20 protein-coding genes are annotated in these 20,394 nt (G+C 62.9%); 9 read left to right on the forward strand and 11 right to left on the reverse strand.

From position 1 onward, the window contains the following. Nucleotides 1-23: 23 nt before the first annotated feature. The 3 genes from ACZYGA_RS16010 (at nucleotide 24) to ACZYGA_RS16020 (ending at nucleotide 1,587) form a co-directional block, all read left to right on the forward strand. Entirely contained in the window at nucleotides 24-392 is a 369-nt protein-coding gene (locus ACZYGA_RS16010; RefSeq protein ID WP_479399595.1) for a DMT family transporter, read from the forward strand. Between the two features lie 14 nt (nucleotides 393-406). Continuing rightward, nucleotides 407-727, forward strand: coding sequence for a DMT family transporter (locus tag ACZYGA_RS16015; RefSeq protein ID WP_136939268.1), 321 nt, complete (start codon nucleotides 407-409; stop codon nucleotides 725-727). Nucleotides 728-837: 110 nt separating this feature from the next. Further along, nucleotides 838-1,587, forward strand: a complete 750-nt coding sequence (locus ACZYGA_RS16020; RefSeq protein ID WP_404982780.1) for a 2OG-Fe(II) oxygenase family protein — start codon at nucleotides 838-840, stop codon at nucleotides 1,585-1,587. Between the two features lie 21 nt (nucleotides 1,588-1,608). Here ACZYGA_RS16020 and ACZYGA_RS16025 read toward each other — a convergent pair whose 3' ends face one another. Then, nucleotides 1,609-2,523, reverse strand: a complete 915-nt coding sequence (locus ACZYGA_RS16025) for a LysR family transcriptional regulator (RefSeq protein WP_479399597.1) — start codon at nucleotides 2,521-2,523, stop codon at nucleotides 1,609-1,611. A gap of 203 nt (nucleotides 2,524-2,726) precedes the next feature. Here ACZYGA_RS16025 and ACZYGA_RS16030 point away from each other — a divergent pair, with 203 nt between their 5' ends. Together ACZYGA_RS16030 and ACZYGA_RS16035 are read left to right on the forward strand one after the other, a co-directional pair. Beyond that, nucleotides 2,727-3,188, forward strand: coding sequence for a LexA family protein (locus tag ACZYGA_RS16030; protein ID WP_479399599.1), 462 nt, complete (start codon nucleotides 2,727-2,729; stop codon nucleotides 3,186-3,188). Nucleotides 3,189-3,196: 8 nt separating this feature from the next. Continuing rightward, nucleotides 3,197-4,534 (forward strand): Y-family DNA polymerase, encoded by a 1,338-nt coding sequence (locus tag ACZYGA_RS16035; RefSeq protein WP_479399639.1) that lies wholly within the window; start codon nucleotides 3,197-3,199, stop codon nucleotides 4,532-4,534. Here ACZYGA_RS16035 and ACZYGA_RS16040 read toward each other — a convergent pair. The 3 genes from ACZYGA_RS16040 to ACZYGA_RS16050 all read right to left on the reverse strand — a co-directional run bounded on the left by ACZYGA_RS16040 (nucleotide 4,491) and on the right by ACZYGA_RS16050 (nucleotide 7,554). Next, nucleotides 4,491-5,381 (reverse strand): LysR substrate-binding domain-containing protein, encoded by an 891-nt coding sequence (locus ACZYGA_RS16040; protein WP_191237181.1) that lies wholly within the window; start codon nucleotides 5,379-5,381, stop codon nucleotides 4,491-4,493. The two genes, ACZYGA_RS16035 and ACZYGA_RS16040, sit on opposite strands and share 44 nt — an antisense overlap. 160 nt (nucleotides 5,382-5,541) lie before the next feature. Next, nucleotides 5,542-6,396, reverse strand: coding sequence for a trimeric intracellular cation channel family protein (locus ACZYGA_RS16045; protein ID WP_479399600.1), 855 nt, complete (start codon nucleotides 6,394-6,396; stop codon nucleotides 5,542-5,544). Between the two features lie 63 nt (nucleotides 6,397-6,459). Further along, complete coding sequence (locus tag ACZYGA_RS16050) at nucleotides 6,460-7,554, reverse strand: GlxA family transcriptional regulator (protein ID WP_479399602.1); 1,095 nt, start codon at nucleotides 7,552-7,554, stop codon at nucleotides 6,460-6,462. 342 nt (nucleotides 7,555-7,896) lie between these two features. On the opposite strand from ACZYGA_RS16050, the gene ACZYGA_RS16055 reads away from it, so the two are divergent. The 3 genes from ACZYGA_RS16055 (at nucleotide 7,897) to ACZYGA_RS16065 (ending at nucleotide 12,274) form a co-directional block, all read left to right on the forward strand. Next, nucleotides 7,897-9,066, forward strand: coding sequence for an iron-containing alcohol dehydrogenase (locus tag ACZYGA_RS16055; protein ID WP_077371205.1), 1,170 nt, complete (start codon nucleotides 7,897-7,899; stop codon nucleotides 9,064-9,066). Between the two features lie 89 nt (nucleotides 9,067-9,155). Further along, nucleotides 9,156-10,589 (forward strand): hypothetical protein, encoded by a 1,434-nt coding sequence (locus ACZYGA_RS16060; RefSeq protein WP_479399603.1) that lies wholly within the window; start codon nucleotides 9,156-9,158, stop codon nucleotides 10,587-10,589. A gap of 65 nt (nucleotides 10,590-10,654) precedes the next feature. Further along, on the forward strand, nucleotides 10,655-12,274 hold the full coding sequence (locus tag ACZYGA_RS16065) for a sigma-54 interaction domain-containing protein (protein ID WP_479399604.1): 1,620 nt from the start codon (nucleotides 10,655-10,657) through the stop codon (nucleotides 12,272-12,274). On the opposite strand, the gene ACZYGA_RS16070 is transcribed toward ACZYGA_RS16065, so the two are convergent. The 3 genes from ACZYGA_RS16070 to ACZYGA_RS16080 form a co-directional block, all read right to left on the reverse strand. Next, nucleotides 12,258-13,484 (reverse strand): GGDEF domain-containing protein, encoded by a 1,227-nt coding sequence (locus tag ACZYGA_RS16070; protein ID WP_479399606.1) that lies wholly within the window; start codon nucleotides 13,482-13,484, stop codon nucleotides 12,258-12,260. The two genes, ACZYGA_RS16065 and ACZYGA_RS16070, sit on opposite strands and share 17 nt — an antisense overlap. A gap of 240 nt (nucleotides 13,485-13,724) precedes the next feature. Further along, entirely contained in the window at nucleotides 13,725-15,236 is a 1,512-nt protein-coding gene (locus ACZYGA_RS16075) for a sodium:solute symporter family protein (protein ID WP_479399607.1), read from the reverse strand. After that, the gene (locus ACZYGA_RS16080; RefSeq protein ID WP_479399609.1) at nucleotides 15,229-15,564 is read right to left on the reverse strand and encodes a hypothetical protein; all 336 of its coding nucleotides are present in this window, start codon (nucleotides 15,562-15,564) and stop codon (nucleotides 15,229-15,231) included. The genes ACZYGA_RS16075 and ACZYGA_RS16080 overlap by 8 nt, the downstream gene beginning before the upstream one ends. A gap of 592 nt (nucleotides 15,565-16,156) precedes the next feature. Between ACZYGA_RS16080 and ACZYGA_RS16085 the strand changes: the two genes are divergently transcribed. Next, a complete protein-coding gene (locus tag ACZYGA_RS16085; RefSeq protein ID WP_479399610.1) occupies nucleotides 16,157-16,789 on the forward strand; it encodes a hypothetical protein in 633 nt (210 codons plus the stop codon). Between the two features lie 167 nt (nucleotides 16,790-16,956). Here ACZYGA_RS16085 and ACZYGA_RS16090 read toward each other — a convergent pair whose 3' ends face one another. The 4 genes from ACZYGA_RS16090 to otnI all read right to left on the reverse strand — a co-directional run bounded on the left by ACZYGA_RS16090 (nucleotide 16,957) and on the right by otnI (nucleotide 20,367). Beyond that, nucleotides 16,957-17,523, reverse strand: coding sequence for a GntP family permease (locus ACZYGA_RS16090; RefSeq protein WP_479399612.1), 567 nt, complete (start codon nucleotides 17,521-17,523; stop codon nucleotides 16,957-16,959). 57 nt (nucleotides 17,524-17,580) lie between these two features. Next, complete coding sequence (locus ACZYGA_RS16095) at nucleotides 17,581-18,303, reverse strand: GntP family permease (protein ID WP_479399613.1); 723 nt, start codon at nucleotides 18,301-18,303, stop codon at nucleotides 17,581-17,583. A 155-nt stretch (nucleotides 18,304-18,458) separates the two neighbouring features. After that, nucleotides 18,459-19,454, reverse strand: a complete 996-nt coding sequence (gene denD, locus ACZYGA_RS16100; RefSeq protein WP_479399615.1) for a D-erythronate dehydrogenase — start codon at nucleotides 19,452-19,454, stop codon at nucleotides 18,459-18,461. 100 nt (nucleotides 19,455-19,554) lie between these two features. Next, nucleotides 19,555-20,367 carry a 2-oxo-tetronate isomerase gene (otnI, locus tag ACZYGA_RS16105; protein ID WP_479399616.1) on the reverse strand — a complete coding sequence of 271 codons (813 nt, stop codon included), beginning with the start codon at nucleotides 20,365-20,367 and terminating at the stop codon, nucleotides 19,555-19,557. Nucleotides 20,368-20,394: the final 27 nt, after the last annotated feature.

Here is a 20,394-nt window from a genome sequence, read left to right on the forward strand (position 1 = left end):
CCCCACAAGGACGCCCGATCACCATGCGCATCACGCTCTATTTCCTGATCTCGACCCTATGCGAAATCGGCTGGGCCACGGGCCTGAAGGTCGCCGACACTCCACTGGAATGGGCACTGACGGTGCTGCTGGTCATCATCAGCCTGAGTCTGGTCACCCAGATCGCCAGGACACTGCCCGCCAGCACCACCTACGCCATCTTCGTCGGCCTGGGCACGCTGGGGACGGTGGTGACTGACCTGCTGTTCTTCGAGCTCGAGTTCCAGTGGTCCACGCTGGGCTTCGTGGTGCTGATGCTGATCGGCATCATCGTGCTCAAGACGGCCCCCGGCGCGCCTGCCGATAAGCGGACTCGCGCGAGTGCCACACCACAGACCACCGTCAGTGACTGAGCAGGGGGGATGACATGGATTGGGTCTATCTGATCGCCGCCGGCTGTTGTGAAGTCGTCGGCGTCACCGGTTTCAATCAATACGCCAACCACCGCCGCCGACGGGGTGTGCTGCTGGTCGCGCTGGGCTTCAGCGCCTCCTTGAGCCTGCTGTATCTGGCCATGGACACCATCAGCCTGGGCATCGCCTATGCCGTATTCTCCGGCATCGGTACCGTGGTCAGCGCCATCATCGGCGTGCTGTTCTGGCGCGAACACTTCTCGTTTCGCCGCATGGCCTGCATCGGCCTCATCGTGCTGTCGATCGTCGGCCTCAACCTGACAGGCGGACATTGATCATTGCCATTCGTGCAATGGCCAATTGCCGTCAGGTGCCTTTTTCTGTCTTTGGCAGTGCACTAGCCTCTCGGGCAACATTCGTGATCATGCCATTCAGGAGTCTTGCCATGAGCCTGTCCTTCTACGCCGTCAGTCACGAGCGCGGTTTCTCTCCCACGCCCCTGCCCATCTGGACGGACAACGGTGACGTGTCTGACCTCTTCGAGACCGAGGCGACACCAGAGGTGGTCCGTCAAGAGGTCGAGGGTGTCCCGGGCGCCTTCCAGCTGCTCAATGTGCTGACGCCTGCCGAGGCCGACAACTTCGTCGCCGCCCTGGAGGCAATGGGCTTCGAGGAGGATGCGCCCGTCTCCCTGCCGCGTTCGGTACGCCACAACCACAACGTCAATTGGGTCGTCAGTGACGCCATCGATCAGGTCATCTGGGCGCGCTCGGCGCCACTGGTGACCGAGCAGATCCAGGGCGAAGGCGCAAAAGGCATCAATGCGCGCTTTCGTGTCTATCGCTACGAGGCCGGCGACTTCTTCAAGCCGCATACCGATGGTGCCTGGCCGGGCAGTCGCGTCATCAATGGCGAGATCGTCCAGGACGCCTATCCGGGCCTGATGAGCCAGTACACTTTCCTCATCTTCCTGAGCGATGGCTATACCGGCGGGCGCACCGAGTTTCTGGTCAGCCGTCGCGACCCCGAAAGGCCTGCCCAGTCACGGGACGACATCCAGACAGTCTCGGTCGCAACGCCCAAGGGTGGTGTGCTGTGCTTCCCGCATGGCTCGCACCCGCAGCACTGCGTGCACGCAGGCGAGCCGATCCGCGATGGTGCCAAGTACATCATCCGCAGCGATATTCTCTACTGATCACCACCTGCCGAGAACCTGCTAGCGACCGGCCAGCTGCTCGCGGCGGGCGAGCAGGAAGTCGACCCAGGCACGCACGCGCGGGTTGTGCTGATTCTCGCGCGCGAAGACGACATGGATGCCAGTGTCGAAATCCGACGACGTGACCTGATGGTCCTCCAGCACCGCCACAAGGCGCCCCTGGGCCAGTTCTTCACGGATGGCCCAGAGCGGTTGCACCACGACACCAGCTCCCTCGAGGGCTGCCTGGGTCAGAATGTCGGCGTTGTTGGTACGCAGCGCGCGTGCTCGCGCCGAGATGCGGTGCTCCCGCTCACCCTGCACCAGCCGCCAGTGATGATTGGCGGTGGTATAGCTGAAGGTCAGCAGGCGGTGCCGTTCCAGGTCCTCGGGCTGACGAATGGGCGGCTGGGCACTGAGATAGGACGGCGCCGCGGCCAGCACGAAACGCTGGTCACTGATGTGCCGTGCGATCAGACTCGAGTCTTCCAGATGGCCGATGCGGATGGCGACATCGAACTGCTCCTCGATCAGATCCACACGCTGATCACTGCTGACGATATCCAGCGCCACCTCGGGGTAGCACTGCATGAATTCACTCACCAGCGGTGCCAGATAGAGGCGCGAATATCGCCACGGCACCGAGATGCGCAGCGGCCCCGCGACTCGCTCACTCAGCGTCTCGAGCTCATCCGTCAATTGAGCCACCTCGCCCAGGATGGCACGGAAACGGATCACGGCTCGCTCACCGGCAGGCGAAAGCCGCACATGGCGCGTGGTGCGCACCAGCAACGGCTCGCCCAGCTGTCGCTCCAGATGATTGACGTGACGCGTCGCCGTGGAACTGGCGATCTCCAGCTCACGCGCTGCCGCATTGAAGCTCTGATGCTCCGCCACCTTGAGGAAGGTGCGCAGTCGTTGGGTCAGTTCGTTCATGGCTCTCCACAGTGAATCCGCCTTTCACGTAGACACCGGACCTTGCGCCCGATGGCATTCGCCGATGCCGAGCATAACACCCTCGCCATCCGGGCTTCGCAGCGGCCACTTTCGCTTGAGGCGGCTTTGCATATTAGCGGTTGCCTAACGCTTGCCTGCCACGGATACTGTATATAAATACAGCCATGACAGGAGAGCTTTCCATGACCGCATCTGCCCCCCTTGCCACTCACGAGACGTTGGCTCGCCCTCATCCCGCTCCTGCGCCATGTGAGCTGCCATACCCCCACATCACGGGGCGTGCGGGAATTTCCGGCTTTCCGTCACCGGCCGAGGATTACGCTGGCCGGACATTGGATCTCAACGAGCGGCTGATCAAGCGTCCGGCAGCGACCTTCTTCATGACGGTGGCAGGTGACAGCATGGAAGGCTTCGGCATCTACGAGAATGACACCCTGGTCGTGGATCGCTCCATCGACGCCCGCCCCGGACATATCGTGGTGGCGCTGGTCGAGGGCGAGGTGGTGGTCAAGCGCTACGAACTGATCGGCCAGCGGCCGTATCTGTGCTCCGGCAATGCCCTGTATCCGCCGGTGGCCATCATCGATCTCGAGTGTCAGGTCTGGGGGGTGGTGCGCTCCGTCATCCACGAATACTCGGTATGAGCGCGCCGATGATCGGGCTGGTCGACTGCAACAACTTCTACGCCAGCTGTGAGCGAGTCTTTGATCCGCGCCTGGAAGGCCGCCCCGTGGGGGTGATGTCCAACAATGACGGCTGCGTGATCGCGCGCTCTCAGGAACTCAAGGCGCTGGGCATCGAGATGGGGACTCCGGCCTTCCAGCTGCAATCCCTGGTACGCGAGGGGCGCATCCACCTGCTCTCCTCGAACTATGAGCTGTATGGCGACATGTCGGCGCGCGTGCGCGACGTGCTGGAGGAATACAGCGCGGGGGTCGAACCCTACTCCATCGACGAGATGTTCGTGCGCTTCGATGGCTTTGACCGCAACGCGATGCTGGCGCTGAGTCGTACCCTGCACCGCAATGTGCGCAAGTTCACCGGCATCCCGGTATGTGTCGGCGTGGCCCCCACTCGTACCCTGGCCAAGCTGGCCAACCGTACCGCCAAGAAGCGGCCGGAATTCGGCGGTGTCTGCGTGCTGGAACCTGCCGAAGTCGGCACCCAGCGCCTGCTGGAAGACACACCGCTGGGCGATGTCTGGGGCGTGGGCCATCGCCTGGTCGAACGGCTGGCACTGCAAGGGCTGCATACCGCCTGGGACCTGCGCTGTGCGGACCCGCGCGCCATCGGTCAGCGCTATTCCGTCGTGCTGGAGCGCACCGTGCGCGAGTTGCAAGGCACGCCCTGCTTCGAGATGAACGACCCCGATGATGCCCGTCAGCGCATCATGACCTCACGCTCCTTCGGCCGCATGACCGATGACATGAATGAGCTCAAGGATGCCATTCGCCAGCACGCCCAGCGCGGCGCCGAGAAGCTGCGCCATCAGGGCAGCCAGACACGTGCCGTGCTGGTCTTCCTCAAGAGCAAGAGCAACCGCCACCGCCCGGATCTCCCGCAATACTCGCCCAGCACCATCATCGAACTCCCCGAACCGACCAGCGACAGCCGCGAGATACTCGCCGCCGCCCATCAGGCGCTCGAGCGTATCTATCTGCGCGGCTATCGCTTCATGAAGGCAGGCGTGATGCTGCTGGACCTCATCGACCAGCCCCGAGAGCAGCTCTCGTTGCTCGACAGCGAGGCCGATATCGCCAGACGAGAACGCAACCAGCAGCTGATGGCGACACTGGATGCGATGAATCAGAAGATGGGTCGTGGCACCGTGCGTCTGGGCGTCGCGCGCCCGGATGCCGCCTGGCAGCTGCGCTGCGCGCATCGCAGCTCACGCTATACCACCCGCTGGCAGGAGCTGAAGCGACTGGGGAGCCCCCCTCGGCTCCCTACAACGTCAGGCGCGACGCAAGAAACTCGACAAAGGCACTGATACGGGGCGAGAGCGTGCTGTTGCGGTAGTACACCGCCTGGATCAACTCACGCGGATTGGGCGACTGGACCTGCCCCGGCAGCACTTCCACCAGAGCGCCCGACGCCAGGTCATCGGCGAGCATGAAGCGGGAGATCAGCGCGATGCCGTGGCCGGCCAGGCATAGCTGGCGCATGACTTCACCGCTGGAGGTGGAAAGGTGCGGCGTCGTTTCCAGCTCCCGGGGCGCACCCTTGAGTGGCCAGCGATTCAGGCGACTGGGCGGCAGGAATCCCAGCAGGCGATGCGACGCCAGCGCCGCGACGCTCGTCGGCGTGCCATGCCTTGCCAGATAAGCGGGGCTGGCGACCAGGTGCAGGGTCGAGCGCCCCAGTACCTTGGCGTGCAGGGTCGAATCCTCGAGCTCGCCGATGCGAATGGCGACATCGGTGCGCTGCTCCAGCAGATTGATGATGTCGTCACCCGCCGAAAGCTCCAGGGAAATGCCGGGATAGCGACGTTCGAACTCTCCCACCAGCGGCACCAGCTGATGCAGGACGAAAGGACTGGCGGCATCGACCCGCAGACGGCCGCTGGGTTGATCACGCTGCTGACGCAAGACGTCTTCGGCCTCGCTCAACTGCTGCAGCCCCTCCCTGATGCGCTCGACGAAAGCACGCCCCTCGTCCGTCAGGGCGACGCTGCGAGTGGTACGAGTCAACAGCGGTGTCTCAAGCTCGCTTTCCAGCCGCTGGATGGCCCGCGACACCTTGGCCACGGGCACATCCCGCTGCTTGGCGGCAGCACTGAACCCTCCGCTGTCGACCACCGCCAGCAACCATTCAAGGTCTTGTGAGCGACTGCGCATGATGAAACTTCTCCCAGAAGACGATGGCCCTTGTCAGACCTTGATGACCCCTTGTTCGGCCCGTATCTTTGCAGAAATCGCAATGATCGGCATCTGTCAGGCACTTCTTGCACCATAATCACGCACCGCTTCCAAGCGATCACGCCATGACCTTCCGTGCTCAGTTCCTGCCTCGCCGACTCTCGCCGGGGCGCAGCATGCGCACCCGCGCCTTGGGAGTACGGCGTGGCAGCATCGGCGGCTCGGGGGGCTGGTCGATCTTCATCGAGGCCTCGAGCTTGCTGAGCCCCACAGAGCCCCCCAGGGTGGTGGCGAATTCGGCATCACCCTGCTCGCGCTGATTGTCTGCGGGCGTGCCCGACGTGCGGGGTTCACCACTCGCTGACAGGTCCGGTGGCGGGATGATGACCCAGGCGAAGGTCGGCAGCGTCAGATTCCAGTAGATGGCCGGAAGTCGAATCATCAATACCATCACGATGGCCGCGCCTGTCGCCCAGGCAAGCGGCATCCCGAGCTCGAGTAGCGCGATATAGAGAATCCCGCCCGCCAGCGACGCCGAGGCGTAGATTTCCTGACGCAGCACCATCGGCACGCGGCGCGCCAGTACATCCCGGATCATGCCGCCTGCCACGCCACTCATGGTGCCCATCACCACGACAACGATACCGTCTACCCCCATCGTGCGGGCCTTGTGAGCGCCCAGCACGGTGAACAGCGCAAGGCCGAAGGCATCCGTCACGGGCAGAAAGACCCGCGTCAGGCGGTGAATGTAGTGAAAGCCCAATGTCGCCACGCCCACCGTGAGCAGGATCACCCAGAGATAGATCGGCTGCTCGACCCAGAACACCGGCCTGATGCCCAGCACCAGATCACGCAGGGTGCCGCCGCCGATACCGGTCACGGCGCCGAGCACCAGCATGCCGATCGGGTCCATCCGCGAACGACAGGCCACGACGACGCCTGTCAGCGCGAAGATCATCACACCGGCCAGATCCAGCCAGGTTATCCAGTTCATACCCATAGCATCCTCAGACGACGAAACTGTCATTCATGCGCCACACGCGAGCGTGATGGCCGTTCATTCAGCGGCCAGTCCGCGACGCGCCGTCACGCTGGGTGCCTCACCGAAACGCTGTTGATAGGCACGAGAAAAGTGCGCCAGATGGATGAATCCCGTGGCAAAGGCCGCCTGGGAGACACTGACCCGACTGTCGGCGAGCACCCGCTGCGCATGATCCAGACGCATGCCGAGATAGCATTGCTTGGGTGTCTCGCCGAACTGCGCCACGAACAGGCGCGTCAGCTGGCGCTGTGACTGCCCCGCGAGCCGGCAGACCACCGGAATGGGCAGGGCCTGGGCAAGATTGGCCTCCATCACCGCCAGCGCACGCACGACACTGCGCGGCAACGACGAATCGCGCGGAGTCGGGCTCTCCACGTTCACGGCCGTGCGCTGGTGCATGATCTGACATCCCACGGCATCGGCCAGCGAAGGGCCATAGAGCCGCTCGATCCAGGCCAGCATCATGTCGATGCTGGCCGCCCCGCCGGAGCCGGTCAGACGCTCACCCTGCCATTCATAAGGAGCCGAGCTGACGTCCAGCTCAGGAAACTCCTGCTGAAAGGCCGGCACGCTTTCCCAGTGCAATGCGACCGGATGCCCCGCCAGCACACCGGCCCGCGCCAGAATGAAGGGGGCGGTATCCAGTCCCCCCAGCCAGGCACCATGGGCCGCCAGCCAACGCAGCACGGCACGCGACTCACTGTCGACACTCGCTTCTGGCTCATAGGACGACACCACCATCAGGCGCATCCGGGCCATGGATACCGAGGTCTGTTCACACACCGCTTCCGATGCCTGCCGGGGCTCCCACGTCATCAGCTGATCGAGGCGACCATCGACATCGATACGGACCCCATTGCTGGCCACCACCGCCTCACCATCCGCTGACAACAGCCGCCAGGCGAACAGATCCCGCCCGAAGCGATTGGCGACCCTCAAGGGCTCGAGCAGGCAGAACAGCGTCAACATCGAGAATCGCGGTACCAGCCAGACATTCAGCGTATTCTCGGCGGCGCCGGGCGCCAGCACGGGTGGTGAGTCCGGCCGCGGGTAGGGATGCGCGCCAGTGCTCAAGGGCTTCATGTCCAGCGCGGTCGGGGTATCAGGCATATGGCGATTTTCATCAATCCTTCGGCGGTTTTCATCAAACGATAATGACATTGGGGAAAAGAGACCAGTGACCCGTGCAGAATCGCGGCTTTCGATCGTCCGTCACCTGCCATCATCGCATGGCGTCTGATGACATAACGCATCACTCAAGCCACGCGAGTGATTCCATTTGGCATCAGAACATCGACCTTGGGCGTAGCGACCTTAGGCGAAAACTCAATAAAAACCCATTTAATTCAGCGACTTGCAAAGAGAAAGAAACTGGCATGCCATTTGCTATCCATCATGACAGGAGACGCCAACCAGCGCCCTTCCCCATGTCATCCAAGACAGGATATCGCCATGAGCATCGCCAGCTTCAAATCCGCCCACCGCCTGATAACGGGCCAACAGGCCTCATCACGCCTCAGTGAAGAAATCCTTCGCCTGGGCATGCGCTGCCCGATGGTGGTCACCGACCCCGGTGTGCTGGGATCGGGTACCCTCAAGCCGATCACGGATCAGCTCGATGTACTGAAGGCCAATGGCCAGCTGACCCATTACCGCATCTTCAGCGAGGTCAGTGCCGAGCCGGAAGTGCACATCGTGGAGGACTGCATGAGCGTCTACCTCGAGGCGCAGTGCGATGGCCTGATCGCGCTGGGTGGCGGCAGCGCCATGGACATCGCCAAATGCGTGGCGGTATACGCCACCCATGACGGCGATCTGGAAAGCCTGTTCGGGGAAGACAAGGCCCGTGTGCGTGGTGCACCGCTGATCGCGATGCCGACCACGGCAGGCACCGGCTCCGAAGTCACCAACATCGGCATTCTGTCTGACACCGAAGCACGCATGAAGAAAGGTATCGTGAATGACTACCTGCTGCCGGACGTCGCCATCGTCGCCCCGGAGCTGACGGTCAGCTGTCCCCGCCATGTCACTGCCGCCAGCGGCGTCGATGCTCTGGTGCATGCCATCGAGGCCTACCTGTCCAACTTCGCCACGCCCATCACCGATGCGCTGGCCATCAAGGCCATGCGCCTGATCATCAAGGCATTGCCCAAGGCCTATGCCAATCCCGGCAATCTCGAGGCGCGTGAAGCCATGGCCACGGGGAGTCTGCTGGCAGGCATGGCCTTCGGCAATGCGGGGGTCGGTGCGGTCCACGCCCTGGCCTACCCGCTGGGCGGGCGCTACCACCTGCCCCATGGCGTGACCAACGCCCTGCTGCTGCCGCATGTGATGCGCTGGAATGCGCTGGCCTGCGTCGAACGCTTCCGGGATATCGCAGAGGCACTGGATACTGCGCATCATGCGCTCAAGGATGAGGCCGCGGCCGAGCTGGTCGTCGAGCGCCTGCACCAGCTGTGCCGAGACGTGGACATCCCCAGTGGCCTGCGCCATTTCGACATTTCCGAAAAGGATATTCCTTCGCTTGCGGCAGATGCCGTCAAGGTGGAACGCCTGCTGCGCAACAATCCACGTCAACTGACCCAGCACGACATCGAGTGCATCTATCGCGCTGCCTGGTGAAGCCCGCCAGGCATGAGCATTGCCCCTTCTCGTGAACACCATCTCCACCCCAGGTGAAGATGAATAACGATAACAACAGGAACGCCATCATGAGCCACTGGAAAACCCGCCAACCCGGAGAGGAAAGCCCCTACTACGCTCTGGGGCCTTTCAAGATTCGCCTGCCCTTCCTGCACTACCGTTTCGAGCTGCCCGACTATCTGCAGGGACTTCTGATGTGCGCGGTGGATCTCGCCGCCATCCCGCTGATGACGGAGCTGCTGGGCATGCCGTTTGAAGCCGCCCTGGCCATCGTGATGCTCAACGGGCTGCTGTATCTCGTTCACCATCTGCTGGGCGACCCGGTCATTCCCGGCTGGATCACGCCGGCCATCCCTCTGCTGATGGCCTATGTGGCCACCTTCCCCGAGGGCGAAACGCGGGTGCATGCCCTGATCGCCTTCCAGCTGATGCTCGGGATACTGGCCATCGTGCTTGGGCGAACGGGGCTGGCCAGCAAGGTGGTCAACCTGATTCCCTCGGCCATCAAGGCCGGCATCATCATGGGGGCAGGCCTGGCCGCGATCAGCGTGGTCTTCAAGGAAGGCGGACGCTTCGACACCTATCCCATCACCATCAGCATCGCCGTGGGTCTGGCGTTCTACATCATCTTCTCGCGCCACTTCGCAAGGCTGAAGACCTCGAATCCGTTCTGGGGCAACCTGGGCAAGCTGGGGATCTTCCCGATCATCCTGCTGGCGATCATCGTCGCACCGCTGGTCGGCGAGGCCACCTGGCCTGACGTGCAGTGGGGCTTCAGTCAGCCGGACTTCGTGACCATGTTCAGCCATTACACCGTCTTTGGCGTGGGCTTGCCGCCGCTGTCGATGTTCCTGACCGCCCTGCCCACCGTACTGGCCGCCTATATCGTGCTGTTCGGCGATGTCCTGCAATCCAAGGCGCTGGTCGAGGAAGCCGATGAGTCACGGCCTGACGAGAAGATCGACTACGACGCCAACCGTGCCCACATGATCTTCGGTGGCCGCAATACGCTGATGAGCCTGTTCGGTCCGGACGTCACCATGTGCGGGCCGCTGTGGGCCGCCATGCAGGTCGTCGTGGTCGAGCGCTACAAGGAAGGCAAGCAGGCGATGCACTCGCTGTTCGGGGGCTCAGGCTCCTTCCGCTGGGGCACGAATACCGGCCTGCTGTTGCTGCCCATCGTCAGTCTGGTCCAGCCCATTCTGGGGATCGCGCTGGCACTGACCCTGTTGATCCAGGGCTATGTCAGCGTACGACTGGGGATTCTCGAAGCCCGCAGCCAGCGTGACCTCGGCATTGCCGGCGTGATCGCCGCCGTTCTGGTAATCAAGGGCGCCGCCTGGGCCTTCGGAATCGGGATCGCCCTGTGCCTGTTGATCTACGGCAAGCGCTTTTTCTCGGGGGAAAACGACGAGACCTTCAGCCGCGATCTCGGCAAGGGCGATATCGACGCTCCCGCCAGTGACGTGACGCCAACCGTTTCCACGACATCCTCGCATTGACGTATCGTAACCCCATGGCCCCCCGCCGCCTGAGCGCGCGGGGGCTTCTGTCAGGGGAACCCTCAATGCAGAACGTGGAACAGGATCTCAAGCTGGAAGCGGCGCTGGCACTGCTGGAACGTCAGTCACTGGAGGCCGTCGAGGTCATCGACACCCGCGGCGAGGTGATCGGCGTCTTGACGCGCCAGGAAGTGGAATCCGCCGCCGAGCGCAAGGAACGCCTCGCCCGGTCGAATCAGCGCACCCTCGCCGCCGGGCCGGACGGCCCATCGGACACCGCCACGAACCTGCTGGCCGAGGTTCCGGTGCAGCGAGTGCTGGATGCCTTGCACGACGGGGTCTACATCACCGACGCCCTCGGGGTGACCGTGGCCATCAACCAGGCCTATGAGCGCATCACGGGGCTCAAGCGCAGTGATGTGCTGGGCCGGCACATGCAGGAACTGGTGCGCAGAGGCTATATCTCCAAGTCGGTCTCTCTGGAGGTCATCCGGGACGGCAAGCCCGTCACTCTGGTCCAGAGCCTGCACGATGGCCGCAAGATCCTGGTCAGCGGCCTGCCCATGCACGCGCGGGATGGCGCCTTAAGTCACGTCGTCACCAGCGTGCGTGATATCACCGAGCTGCTGCGCGCCAAGCATGCCCAGGAGCAGCTTCGCCAGCTGCACTCCCTGCACGAGACCTACAGCGTCAACGCCGGTACCGATGAGCAGGCACTGGAACTCGTCACCAGCGAGGCCACGGCCGCTTGCTTCGCGCTGGCAGAACGCGTGGCCGCCACCGATGTGAAGGTCCTGATCCAGGGCGAGACGGGCACGGGCAAGACATTGCTGGCCCGCTATCTTCACGAGCACAGCGAGCGCTCTGCCGGCGTGTTTCTGGAACTCAACTGTGCCGCCCTGCCCGAAGGACTGCTGGAGGCGGAACTGTTCGGCTATGCGCCCGGGGCCTTCACCGGTGCCAATGCCCGGGGAAAACAGGGGCTGTTGGATGTGGCCAATGGTGGCACGCTGTTTCTCGACGAGATTGGCGACCTGCCACTCTCGCTGCAGGCCAAGCTGCTGAAGGTCGTCGAGGAGCAACGTTTCATGCCCGTGGGGGGAACCGAACTCAGGCGGACCAACGTGCGCCTGCTGACCGCGTCACATCATGACCTGGCCGCTCGCGTGAGGGAGGGGCGCTTTCGCGAAGACCTCTATTATCGCCTCAGCGTCGTCCCCATCACGCTGCCCCCGCTTCGCGAGCGCCGTGGTGAGGTCATCCCGCTGCTACGCCACTATCTGGGTCACTTCTGCCAACGCCATGCCCGCGTTCGCCACTTCGATCCCGAGGTGCTGGAACTGCTGGCCTCGCATCAGTGGCCGGGCAACATCCGTGAGCTGATCAACCTGGTCGAGCGACTGGTCGTCACCACCGACCAGACGCTCATCACGACGGACATGCTGCCCGCCGAATGCCTGGGGCCAGGCGGTCTCGCAGCCCCCTCTGTCGCTGCGACGATACCCGCCGGAGTGCGCGAGAACCACGCCACTCTCACGCAATGCACCCAGGCCCTGGAGCGGGAACTGATCCACCGGGCGCTCGAGCGACATGCCACGACGCGTGCTGCCGCTTCCTCGCTGGGCATCAATCAATCGACACTGGTCAAGAAGATGCAGAAGTACGCCATCAGGCGTCAGCGGTGACCGGGGTCTCGGGCAGCGAGCGAGGTGACAGCACGCAGCGGTCCCTGCCTCTGGCCTTGGCGTGATAGAGCGCTTCATCCGCCTGATTCAGGATATTCTCGAAGTCGTAATCCTCCTCGCTGCCTGCGGCGGAGACCCCCACGCTGATGGTGACGATCCCCTGCTGCGAATTGCCCGCATGCGGTAGTGCCAGTCCGCTGACATGCTCGCGAATCTCCTCCGCTCGCGCCAGCGCCGCTTGCGGGGAGCAGGATGGCAGCAGCACCACGAACTCCTCCCCCCCGAAACGCGCCACGATGTCGACATCGGGGTGCACGCTTTCGAAGATGGCCGTCGCGATGCGCTTGAGGCAGACATCGCCTTTCACGTGACCGTAGTGATCGTTGTAGGCCTTGAAATGATCGACATCGATCATGGCGACGCCGTACTGCAGTCGACGATCGACCTGCTTGCCGATCAGAGAACTCACTAGGCTGTCGAAGTGGCGGCGGTTGTAGACTTCCGTCAGGGGGGCGATGGAGGCAAGTCGCCGAAACTCTTCATTCTTCTCCGTGAACTCCTCGACCCGCAACTGCTCGCGCAGCAGCAACAGGTAGGAAAGCCGCTCAGCCTTCTCGCTGCGCAGATTGGAGATGATGGAAAACGGCGTGATGGAGAAGAACACCATCAATGCCATGAACCCTGCCGACTCGTAGGGGGCAGGATGGGCGGTGACCAGGTACAGCATCACGCAGAAATGGAAGGCCGAGGAACACAGGGCGTACCAGAAACGCAGCTGGAACAGGACATTTCCCACCAGCACGATGAGCCCGAGCGCGAACAGATCCAGAAAGGAATGCGGTGACACTGACAACTGGATCAACAGGGCCGTGAAGATCATCACGAAGCACACCAGAGCGGTCATCAGCATCTCGCGCAAGACCGGCGACACACCGCGCTTGAGCAGGTAGATGCAGAGCAACGCGATGGGCGTCATCACTCCGACCCGGATGATGATGGCTTCCAGCATGTGATCCGGCCGAAAGCGCCAGTCATTGATCAGAAACAGCAGGTAGATGCTGATCGCCACCGCCCCCATGCAGACAAGCTTGTGACTGCGCTCTGCGTGGATGTCCCGCTCGAACCGCGCCTCGATCTCGTCCGGGAAATCAATACCCATCCCGCCGTTGCGGTGTATCTGCCTGTCCACCTGTACCATCAGATCATTCATCCACGCCCCCTCCCTTGAGGACAGTCAATCAATGATCACACTCTATACAAGGCGACACCGGTGAATATTGCATGAGGGCCAAACGTGACAATCGTTCACGCTTGTCAAACGATTGTCCAAATATTCGAGGCCACGGACATTGCCCCCACGCCCGGCGGGTGGGACGAGGCGACGGGGTCCCTCCCGTCTCGATCGTCATCCGTGATTCTCCCCCTGCAGGCGACAATCGGCAGTGCGCCCTCAGCGATCGGCAGGCAATGAAAAGCGCCACGGCGCGGCAATCCGGAAGAAGCGCCGCGTGACGGCCTCGTCCACGGGACGCGTGATCAGCGAGACCAGCACGAAGACCGGCAGATTGAGCATCAATCCCCAGAAACCGGCGTGAATCCTGAGCGGATGCGGCCAGACGATGGTCAACAGCACCGTGACGACAAAGCCGGCGCAGATGCCTGCAGACACCCCGGCGGCCGAGGCACGCGGCCAGAAGAACATGCCGAGAAACGCCGGCAGCACCTGGGAGGCAAAGCCCAGCCCGATCAGCAGGATCATCACCAGATTACCCGGTTCGATGATAGCCAGCGGCGCGATGATCAGAAACATCACCGGGAAGATCAGCCACCGTGCCCATTGGCCGGCGCGCGCATCACTGAGCTTGAACCCAGTCTGCAGCACATCCCGGCTCAGGCTCAGGGCTACCGAATGGATGAAGGGCTCGCTGGAGGACATCGAGGCAGCCAGCGTCCCCGCCCCCAGCAGCCCCACCAGCCAGACCGGCATGTTGGCCATCGCGTACTCCAGCACCACCGTATCGGCACGCTCAAGCTCGGGCAGGCTGAAGATGCCGATGAAGCCCACCACCACCAGCGGCAGGATCACCACGTAGTAGGTCGGCAGCCAGCTGGCGCTGCGGCGGATAGTCTGCGCGGAGGAGGCGCTCATCCATTGCGTCCACACCGGCGGCATGAAGGACAGCATCGAGACGATGATCGAGGTGGTCCAGAAGCTGAAGCTCATGTCGCCCCCCGCCCCCGGCAGGCGGAGATACTCGGGATGTGACCGCTCGAGGCGCTCGAACACTCCGCTGAAGCCCCATTCCCCCGTGGCCAGGTGCGCCGCCCACAGGCCGATGACCCATGCCACCACCACCATCAGCACGCCCTGGAAGACATTGGTACGCCCGATGGCGCGCTGACCACTGACGAACAGATACACGGCGATCGCCGCAAGCACCAGCAGCACGCCGGCCCACAGCGGGATACGCCCCCCGCTCATCACCAGCAGGATGTAGGCCGAGCCGATGGTCTGCAGCACCGCATAGGCCACCGAGGCGATCGACATCACCAGCGCCGAGAGCGCGCCGAGTGCGGGGCTCTGATAGCGATCCGCGATCGCGCTTGCCTGGGTGACATGCCCGAACTGCTCACCGAACTTCCACACCTTGGGCCCGAAGTACCAGGCCACCAGCGCCAGATAGGCCAGATAGATCGCGACATAGAAGACCGGCACTCCCTTGCTGTAGGCCCAGCCCGGCGCGCCCATGAAGGTGTAGGCACTCACGCTGCCCGCCGCGATCAACAGATACAGTGTCATCGGCCCCATCGAGCGGCCGGCCACGCCCCACTGCTCCAGCGAATCCATGCGTCGGCCGCCGCGCGCGCCCAACCCGATCAGCATCGCCAGCGCGATATAGCCCAGGGTCATCATCAGCGGCACGCTGCCCTGCCAGGACGTGAGGGTCAGTGACTCACTCATGTGATGCCCTCTCATCCTCGCGCGGTACGCCATCCTCCTCATCCGGCAACAGACGATTGCCCAGCAGCATGGCCCCGCTGCAGGCGAAGATGATCAGGTAGCTCCAGAGGATCAACGACGGCATGCCCCACAGCGAGCTCTGCTGATTGACCCAGCCGATCACCGGCCAAATACCCAGCGCGATCAACAGCAGAAAGACCGCCAAAAGACTCCAGCCCCGCCAGCTGGCAGGCATGACGACGCATGGCAGGCGTGACGTGGAGGCAACCTCGCCGGTGTCCGGCGCGGAGGGAGGAGTGGGAGACGACGAGGTGTCAGGCGTAGCCAAGACAAACTCCGATATGAATAGGGAGTGAATGAAAAATCTCGGCGCGCAGTGTAGCTGCTTGAAGCGCGGCTGGGGAGTTGCCATGAGGGTAAAAGGTCTGACCGCCGGGGATGTCAGTGGTCATGCGGATGCGATGACTCCCCACCAGCGCTGAATGGAGGGCATCGGCTGGCCGTGGTGGCGTTCGCGCGATCTTTCATCAGACAAGACGCATTCAACCGAGGAGCATCGAGAGGTGCTTGATTCCCAGGCATCCTGTGCAGAAATTCTGCCGACAGCCACCTCCTGAGACGCCTCGCTCACTTGCAGAACGCTGAGCGAGCTCTCCCTCATCTACCGACAAGGCATTGGTACCGTGCCCCCCATCTTCGAAAAGGACTTTCGATATTTCACTCAACACGAACAGGAATATGTCGCCCCAATCCGCAGACGCCAGCGGTATACCGCCTGGAGCCTGGCGCTGGTAGGCATCCTGCTGGTGGGTCTTTCATGCGTATTCCTGATGGCGCCATTGCTCTTCCCGGAGAAGGATAGTCTTCCCTAGCCTGCCGACCTGGTGGTGATCGTCATCGTGTGGGCGGGCCTTTTTCTCATGAGCCTGCCCTACCACGCCCGTCATGGCATGCCACCGACGGCAGAACGGATGACCGGGCAGCTTGAGGAAGTGACATCTTCGCCCCCCACTACCCCTCCGGACTCGATCATCGAGGACAGATTTCAAAGACAGGGATGGAAACAGACACATGAAGGCATCAGCTATCACTCCAGCAACCCCAGAAAGATCACCACTCGCCACTATTATCTGGGCAATACCCGCCTGATCTTGCCGCCCGGGGCTGACGCCATCGTCCGTCCAGCCCTCGGCGAAGAGATATCCGTCATTGGTGCCCATGTCCCTGACGGCGTATCGCCACCGTTTCGGACTCTCTTCCCGTTCTTGAGACTCGCGTACCAGGAAAGCCCTGACCACGGCTACATGGTCGTGCTGCAATATGACGACAAGATCGACATCAATGGTGTCCTCGAGAAGTACGGCAAGCACTTCTTTTGGCGGCGCAGGATGAGGAAACCTCTGCTGGCTCTGATCATGGTGCTTCTGCTCATGCAGCCTTTCCTCTCCTCCCTCATCATCGTCCTCATCGAACACTTCTCCGAGGGGCTGGGTCCCGGGTTGACTACCCCTGGTGGGCCACATGTCTCTGCCTGGTGCTGTCCTTCCCGGTGATCTATCTCAAGACCCAACGGCGCTGATCGGCGAGAGCGACATGATCGATTATCAGTAGCAGCTCAAGGGCTGATGGATACACGGCTCAAGAACACGCAGCTCAACACAGCAACGCCGGACCTCGATGAGGCCCGGCGTTTTTGTTGCAGCAGACTGTTCTGACAGGCTCAACCGACGATGGCGTTGAGCAGCAACAGCGTGATGATGGAGATGGCCCAGGCGAGTGTCGTCGGCAGGGTCAGCACCAGCATCTGATGCTTGGTGCTCTTGACGCCGAGCATGCGATTGACGACCCAGAAATAGCTGTCATTGAAGTAGCTGAAGAACATCGCGCCGATACAGGCGGCCTGCGCGGCCAGCACCATGTTGACGTCCGGCATGCCCATCAGGATCGGCGCGGAGATCGAGGCCGCGGTAATCATCGACACCGTGCCGCTCCCCTGGATGAAGCGCACCAGCGTTGCGATGATGAACGGGATCAACAGCGGCTGAAGCCCCAGTGCCGCGACCTGCATGGCGATGTAATCGCCGCCGCCACTGGCACGCAGTACCGAGCCCAGTGCACCACCGGCACCGATGACCAGCAGGATGATCCCCGCCGTCTCGACGCCCTTTTCCAGATGATCGAAGACTTCCTGCCTGGGGGTCTTCGGAATCAGGCCATAGATGGCGACCAGCACCCCGATGCCCACGGCGATCACCGGATTGCCGATGAAGGCGATAGTACTCGGCACTGACCAGCGTGTTGAGGAAGATCAGCGCGATGGGCAGGCCGATCGGCATGCAGGACATCAGCAGGGACGGCAGCTCCGATTCAGGCAGCATGCTGTCGGTGTCATGCTTGACGCTACCTTCGAAACCACCCGGCTGGGACTCCAGCATCGCCTCGATGCGCGGGCCCATGATACGGGCGTGATCACCAGTGCGATCAGCGCAGGAGCGGTGATCACCAGGCCCCAGCCGATCATTAGACCGATGTCGACACCGAAGATACCCGCCACGCCCAGCGGACCCGGGGTCGGTGGCACGCTAGAGTGGGTGATGATCAAGCCAGCCGCCAGCGCGATGCCCAGACCGATCACCGAACGTCCGCTGTTGCGGGCCAGTGAACGCACCAGCGGGTTGAGGATCACGTAGGCCGAATCGCAGAAGATCGGGATGGAGACGATGTAGCCCGTCAGCGCCATCGCGGCCTCTTCCTTGTTCTTGCCCAGCAGATTGAGGATGGCATAGGCCATGCGCTGTCCGGCACCGGTCACCTCCAGCACACGCCCCATCATCACGCCGAAGCCGATCACGAGACCAATGGTGGAAAGCGTCTTGCCAAAGCCGGTGGTGATGGCACTGATGACCTCATTGGGCGGCATGCCACCGATCAACCCCGCCAGAGAGGCGGCGATGATCAAGGCCAGCAAGGCATGCACGCGGGTCTTCAATACCAGATAGATCATGACGAAGATAGCGATACCCAGGCCGATGATGACCTGTGGCCCCGCGACGGCGGCGTCTGTCATGGGTGATGCTCCTGTCGATTGTTATTGTGTGGCGTGCGGTGTCGGCGCTGCCGTCTGGCATGTCACCGATCGTTGTTATTGACGTACGGGTGTGACGAGCAGGTCTGGCGAAGGTGTCTGGCGAGCTCGTCCTGGATGAGATGCCCGAACGCTGGCTAGGCGATGGCGCTCTCGTCGCGATACGCATTGAGAATCTCGTGCAGGTCGGTATCGCCGACGAAGCCCAGCGAACGCGCCTTGCGGGTGTCAAAGCGCGCCGGCCAACTGCCGACGATGGCGGTGATCCGCGGGTCAGGCTCATGCTTGACGAGGGCCAGCGCCTGCTCGCCGGCGATATCTGCCAGCGCCTTGAGCATCTCGGCGACGCTGACAGTGATGCCCGGCAGCATGAAGCAGCGCGAGAGGCCGAAATCAGCCGCCGGCACTTCCGCGCCCTGGATCAGGGCCGCGACCACGCGACGCGGCGACATCAGGAACATCTCAAGCTCGGTCGGTACCGGGCAGATGGCGGTTTCGCCATTGAGCGGTTCGCGTAGGAGGGAGGAGGCGAAACTCGAGGCCGCCGCGTTGGGGCGCCCCGGACGCACGATGATGGTGGGCAGGCGCAGCACGCAGCCATCCACCAGCCCGCGACGGCTGTAATCATTGATCAGCAGTTCCGACATCGCCTTCTGGGTGCCGTAGGAGTTCTGCGGCACCAGGGCAGTCATATCGCTCAGCGTCTCGGGGAGATCGCCCCCGTAGGCGGCGACCGAACTGGCCATCACCAGTCGGGTATCGCTCAACCCGCGCGCCGCGCAGCCTTCCAGCAGCAGGCGAGTCGCGTCGAAATTGACGCGCATGCCGAGTGCAAGATCCGCCTCGGCCGCCGAGCTGACCACGGCTGCCAGGTGATAGATCACCGCAGGCTCGCCCGCCAGACAGCGATCAAGCACCTCGGCGTCGGCGATGTCGCCGGCGATGATCGCGACATCCAGCGAGATGGCCGGTTCAGCTGCCAGACATGACGCCGCCTCGGGACGTGGCGCCTCGATCTGATCCAGCAGGGTCAGGCGTGACAATGGCTGGCCGTTCAGGCTGCCTTTGTCGATCAGGGCCTCGGTCAGGCGCTGACCGAGGAATCCGGCGGCGCCGGTAATCATGACGTGCATCGTGTGGACTCCTTGCCAGCCGTCGGCATGACGGCCCATGGCGTGTTGTCGTTGTTAGGGTGGTTGGCGTTATCGGCGTTGTTGCTGGCTTGTCTGATGATCAGGCGGTGCCGGACAGGCCGTCGTTGAGCCCGAAAGCCTGTCCCCAGCCGAGGCCTGCGCGCGTCTCACCGCGTGGACGATATTCACACCCGATCCAGCCGTCGTAGCCCAGGCTTTCCAGCCGGGCGAACAGCGCCGGATAGTGCACTTCCCCCACATCCGGCTCGTGACGGTCCGGCACGCCGGCGATCTGCACATGGCCCATGTACGCGAACTGCGCCTCCAGATTGCGGATCAGGTCACCCTCGACGATCTGGCAGTGGTAGAGATCGAACTGCACCTTGAGGTTGGCGGCGCCAACCCGGGCGAGAATCTCGCGTGCCTGCGCCTGGCCACTCAGATAGAAGCCGGGCATGTCGCGCGGGTTGATCGGTTCGATCAGCAGTGTCTTGCCGACCTTCTCAAGCTCTGCGGCGGCGTAACGCAGGTTGCTGAGGTAGGTCTCGGTGCAGCGCGCGCGCATGGCGTCATCCGCCCCCTCCGGCACCAGCCCCGCCATGGCATGCACGCGGGGACAGTCGAGCGCTTCGGCATAGCGAATCGCCTCTGCCACCGAGGCCCGGAACTCCTCCTCGCGCCCCGGCAGACAGGTCAGGCCACGCTCACCGGCCTCCCAGTCGCCCGGCGGCAGATTGAACAGCACCTGCGACAGCTGGTGTGCATCGAGCCTGGCGCGCAGTTCTTCAGGGGCATAGGCATAAGGGAAGAGGTATTCGACCCCGCGAAAACCGCTGTCGGCCGCAGCCGCGAAGCGATCAAGAAAGTCATGCTCGGTGAACAGCATGCTGAGATTGGCGGCCAATCGGGTCATGTCAAATCCTTGGATGTCACAGACGAA

The organism is Cobetia sp. BL01 (assembly GCF_056493605.1).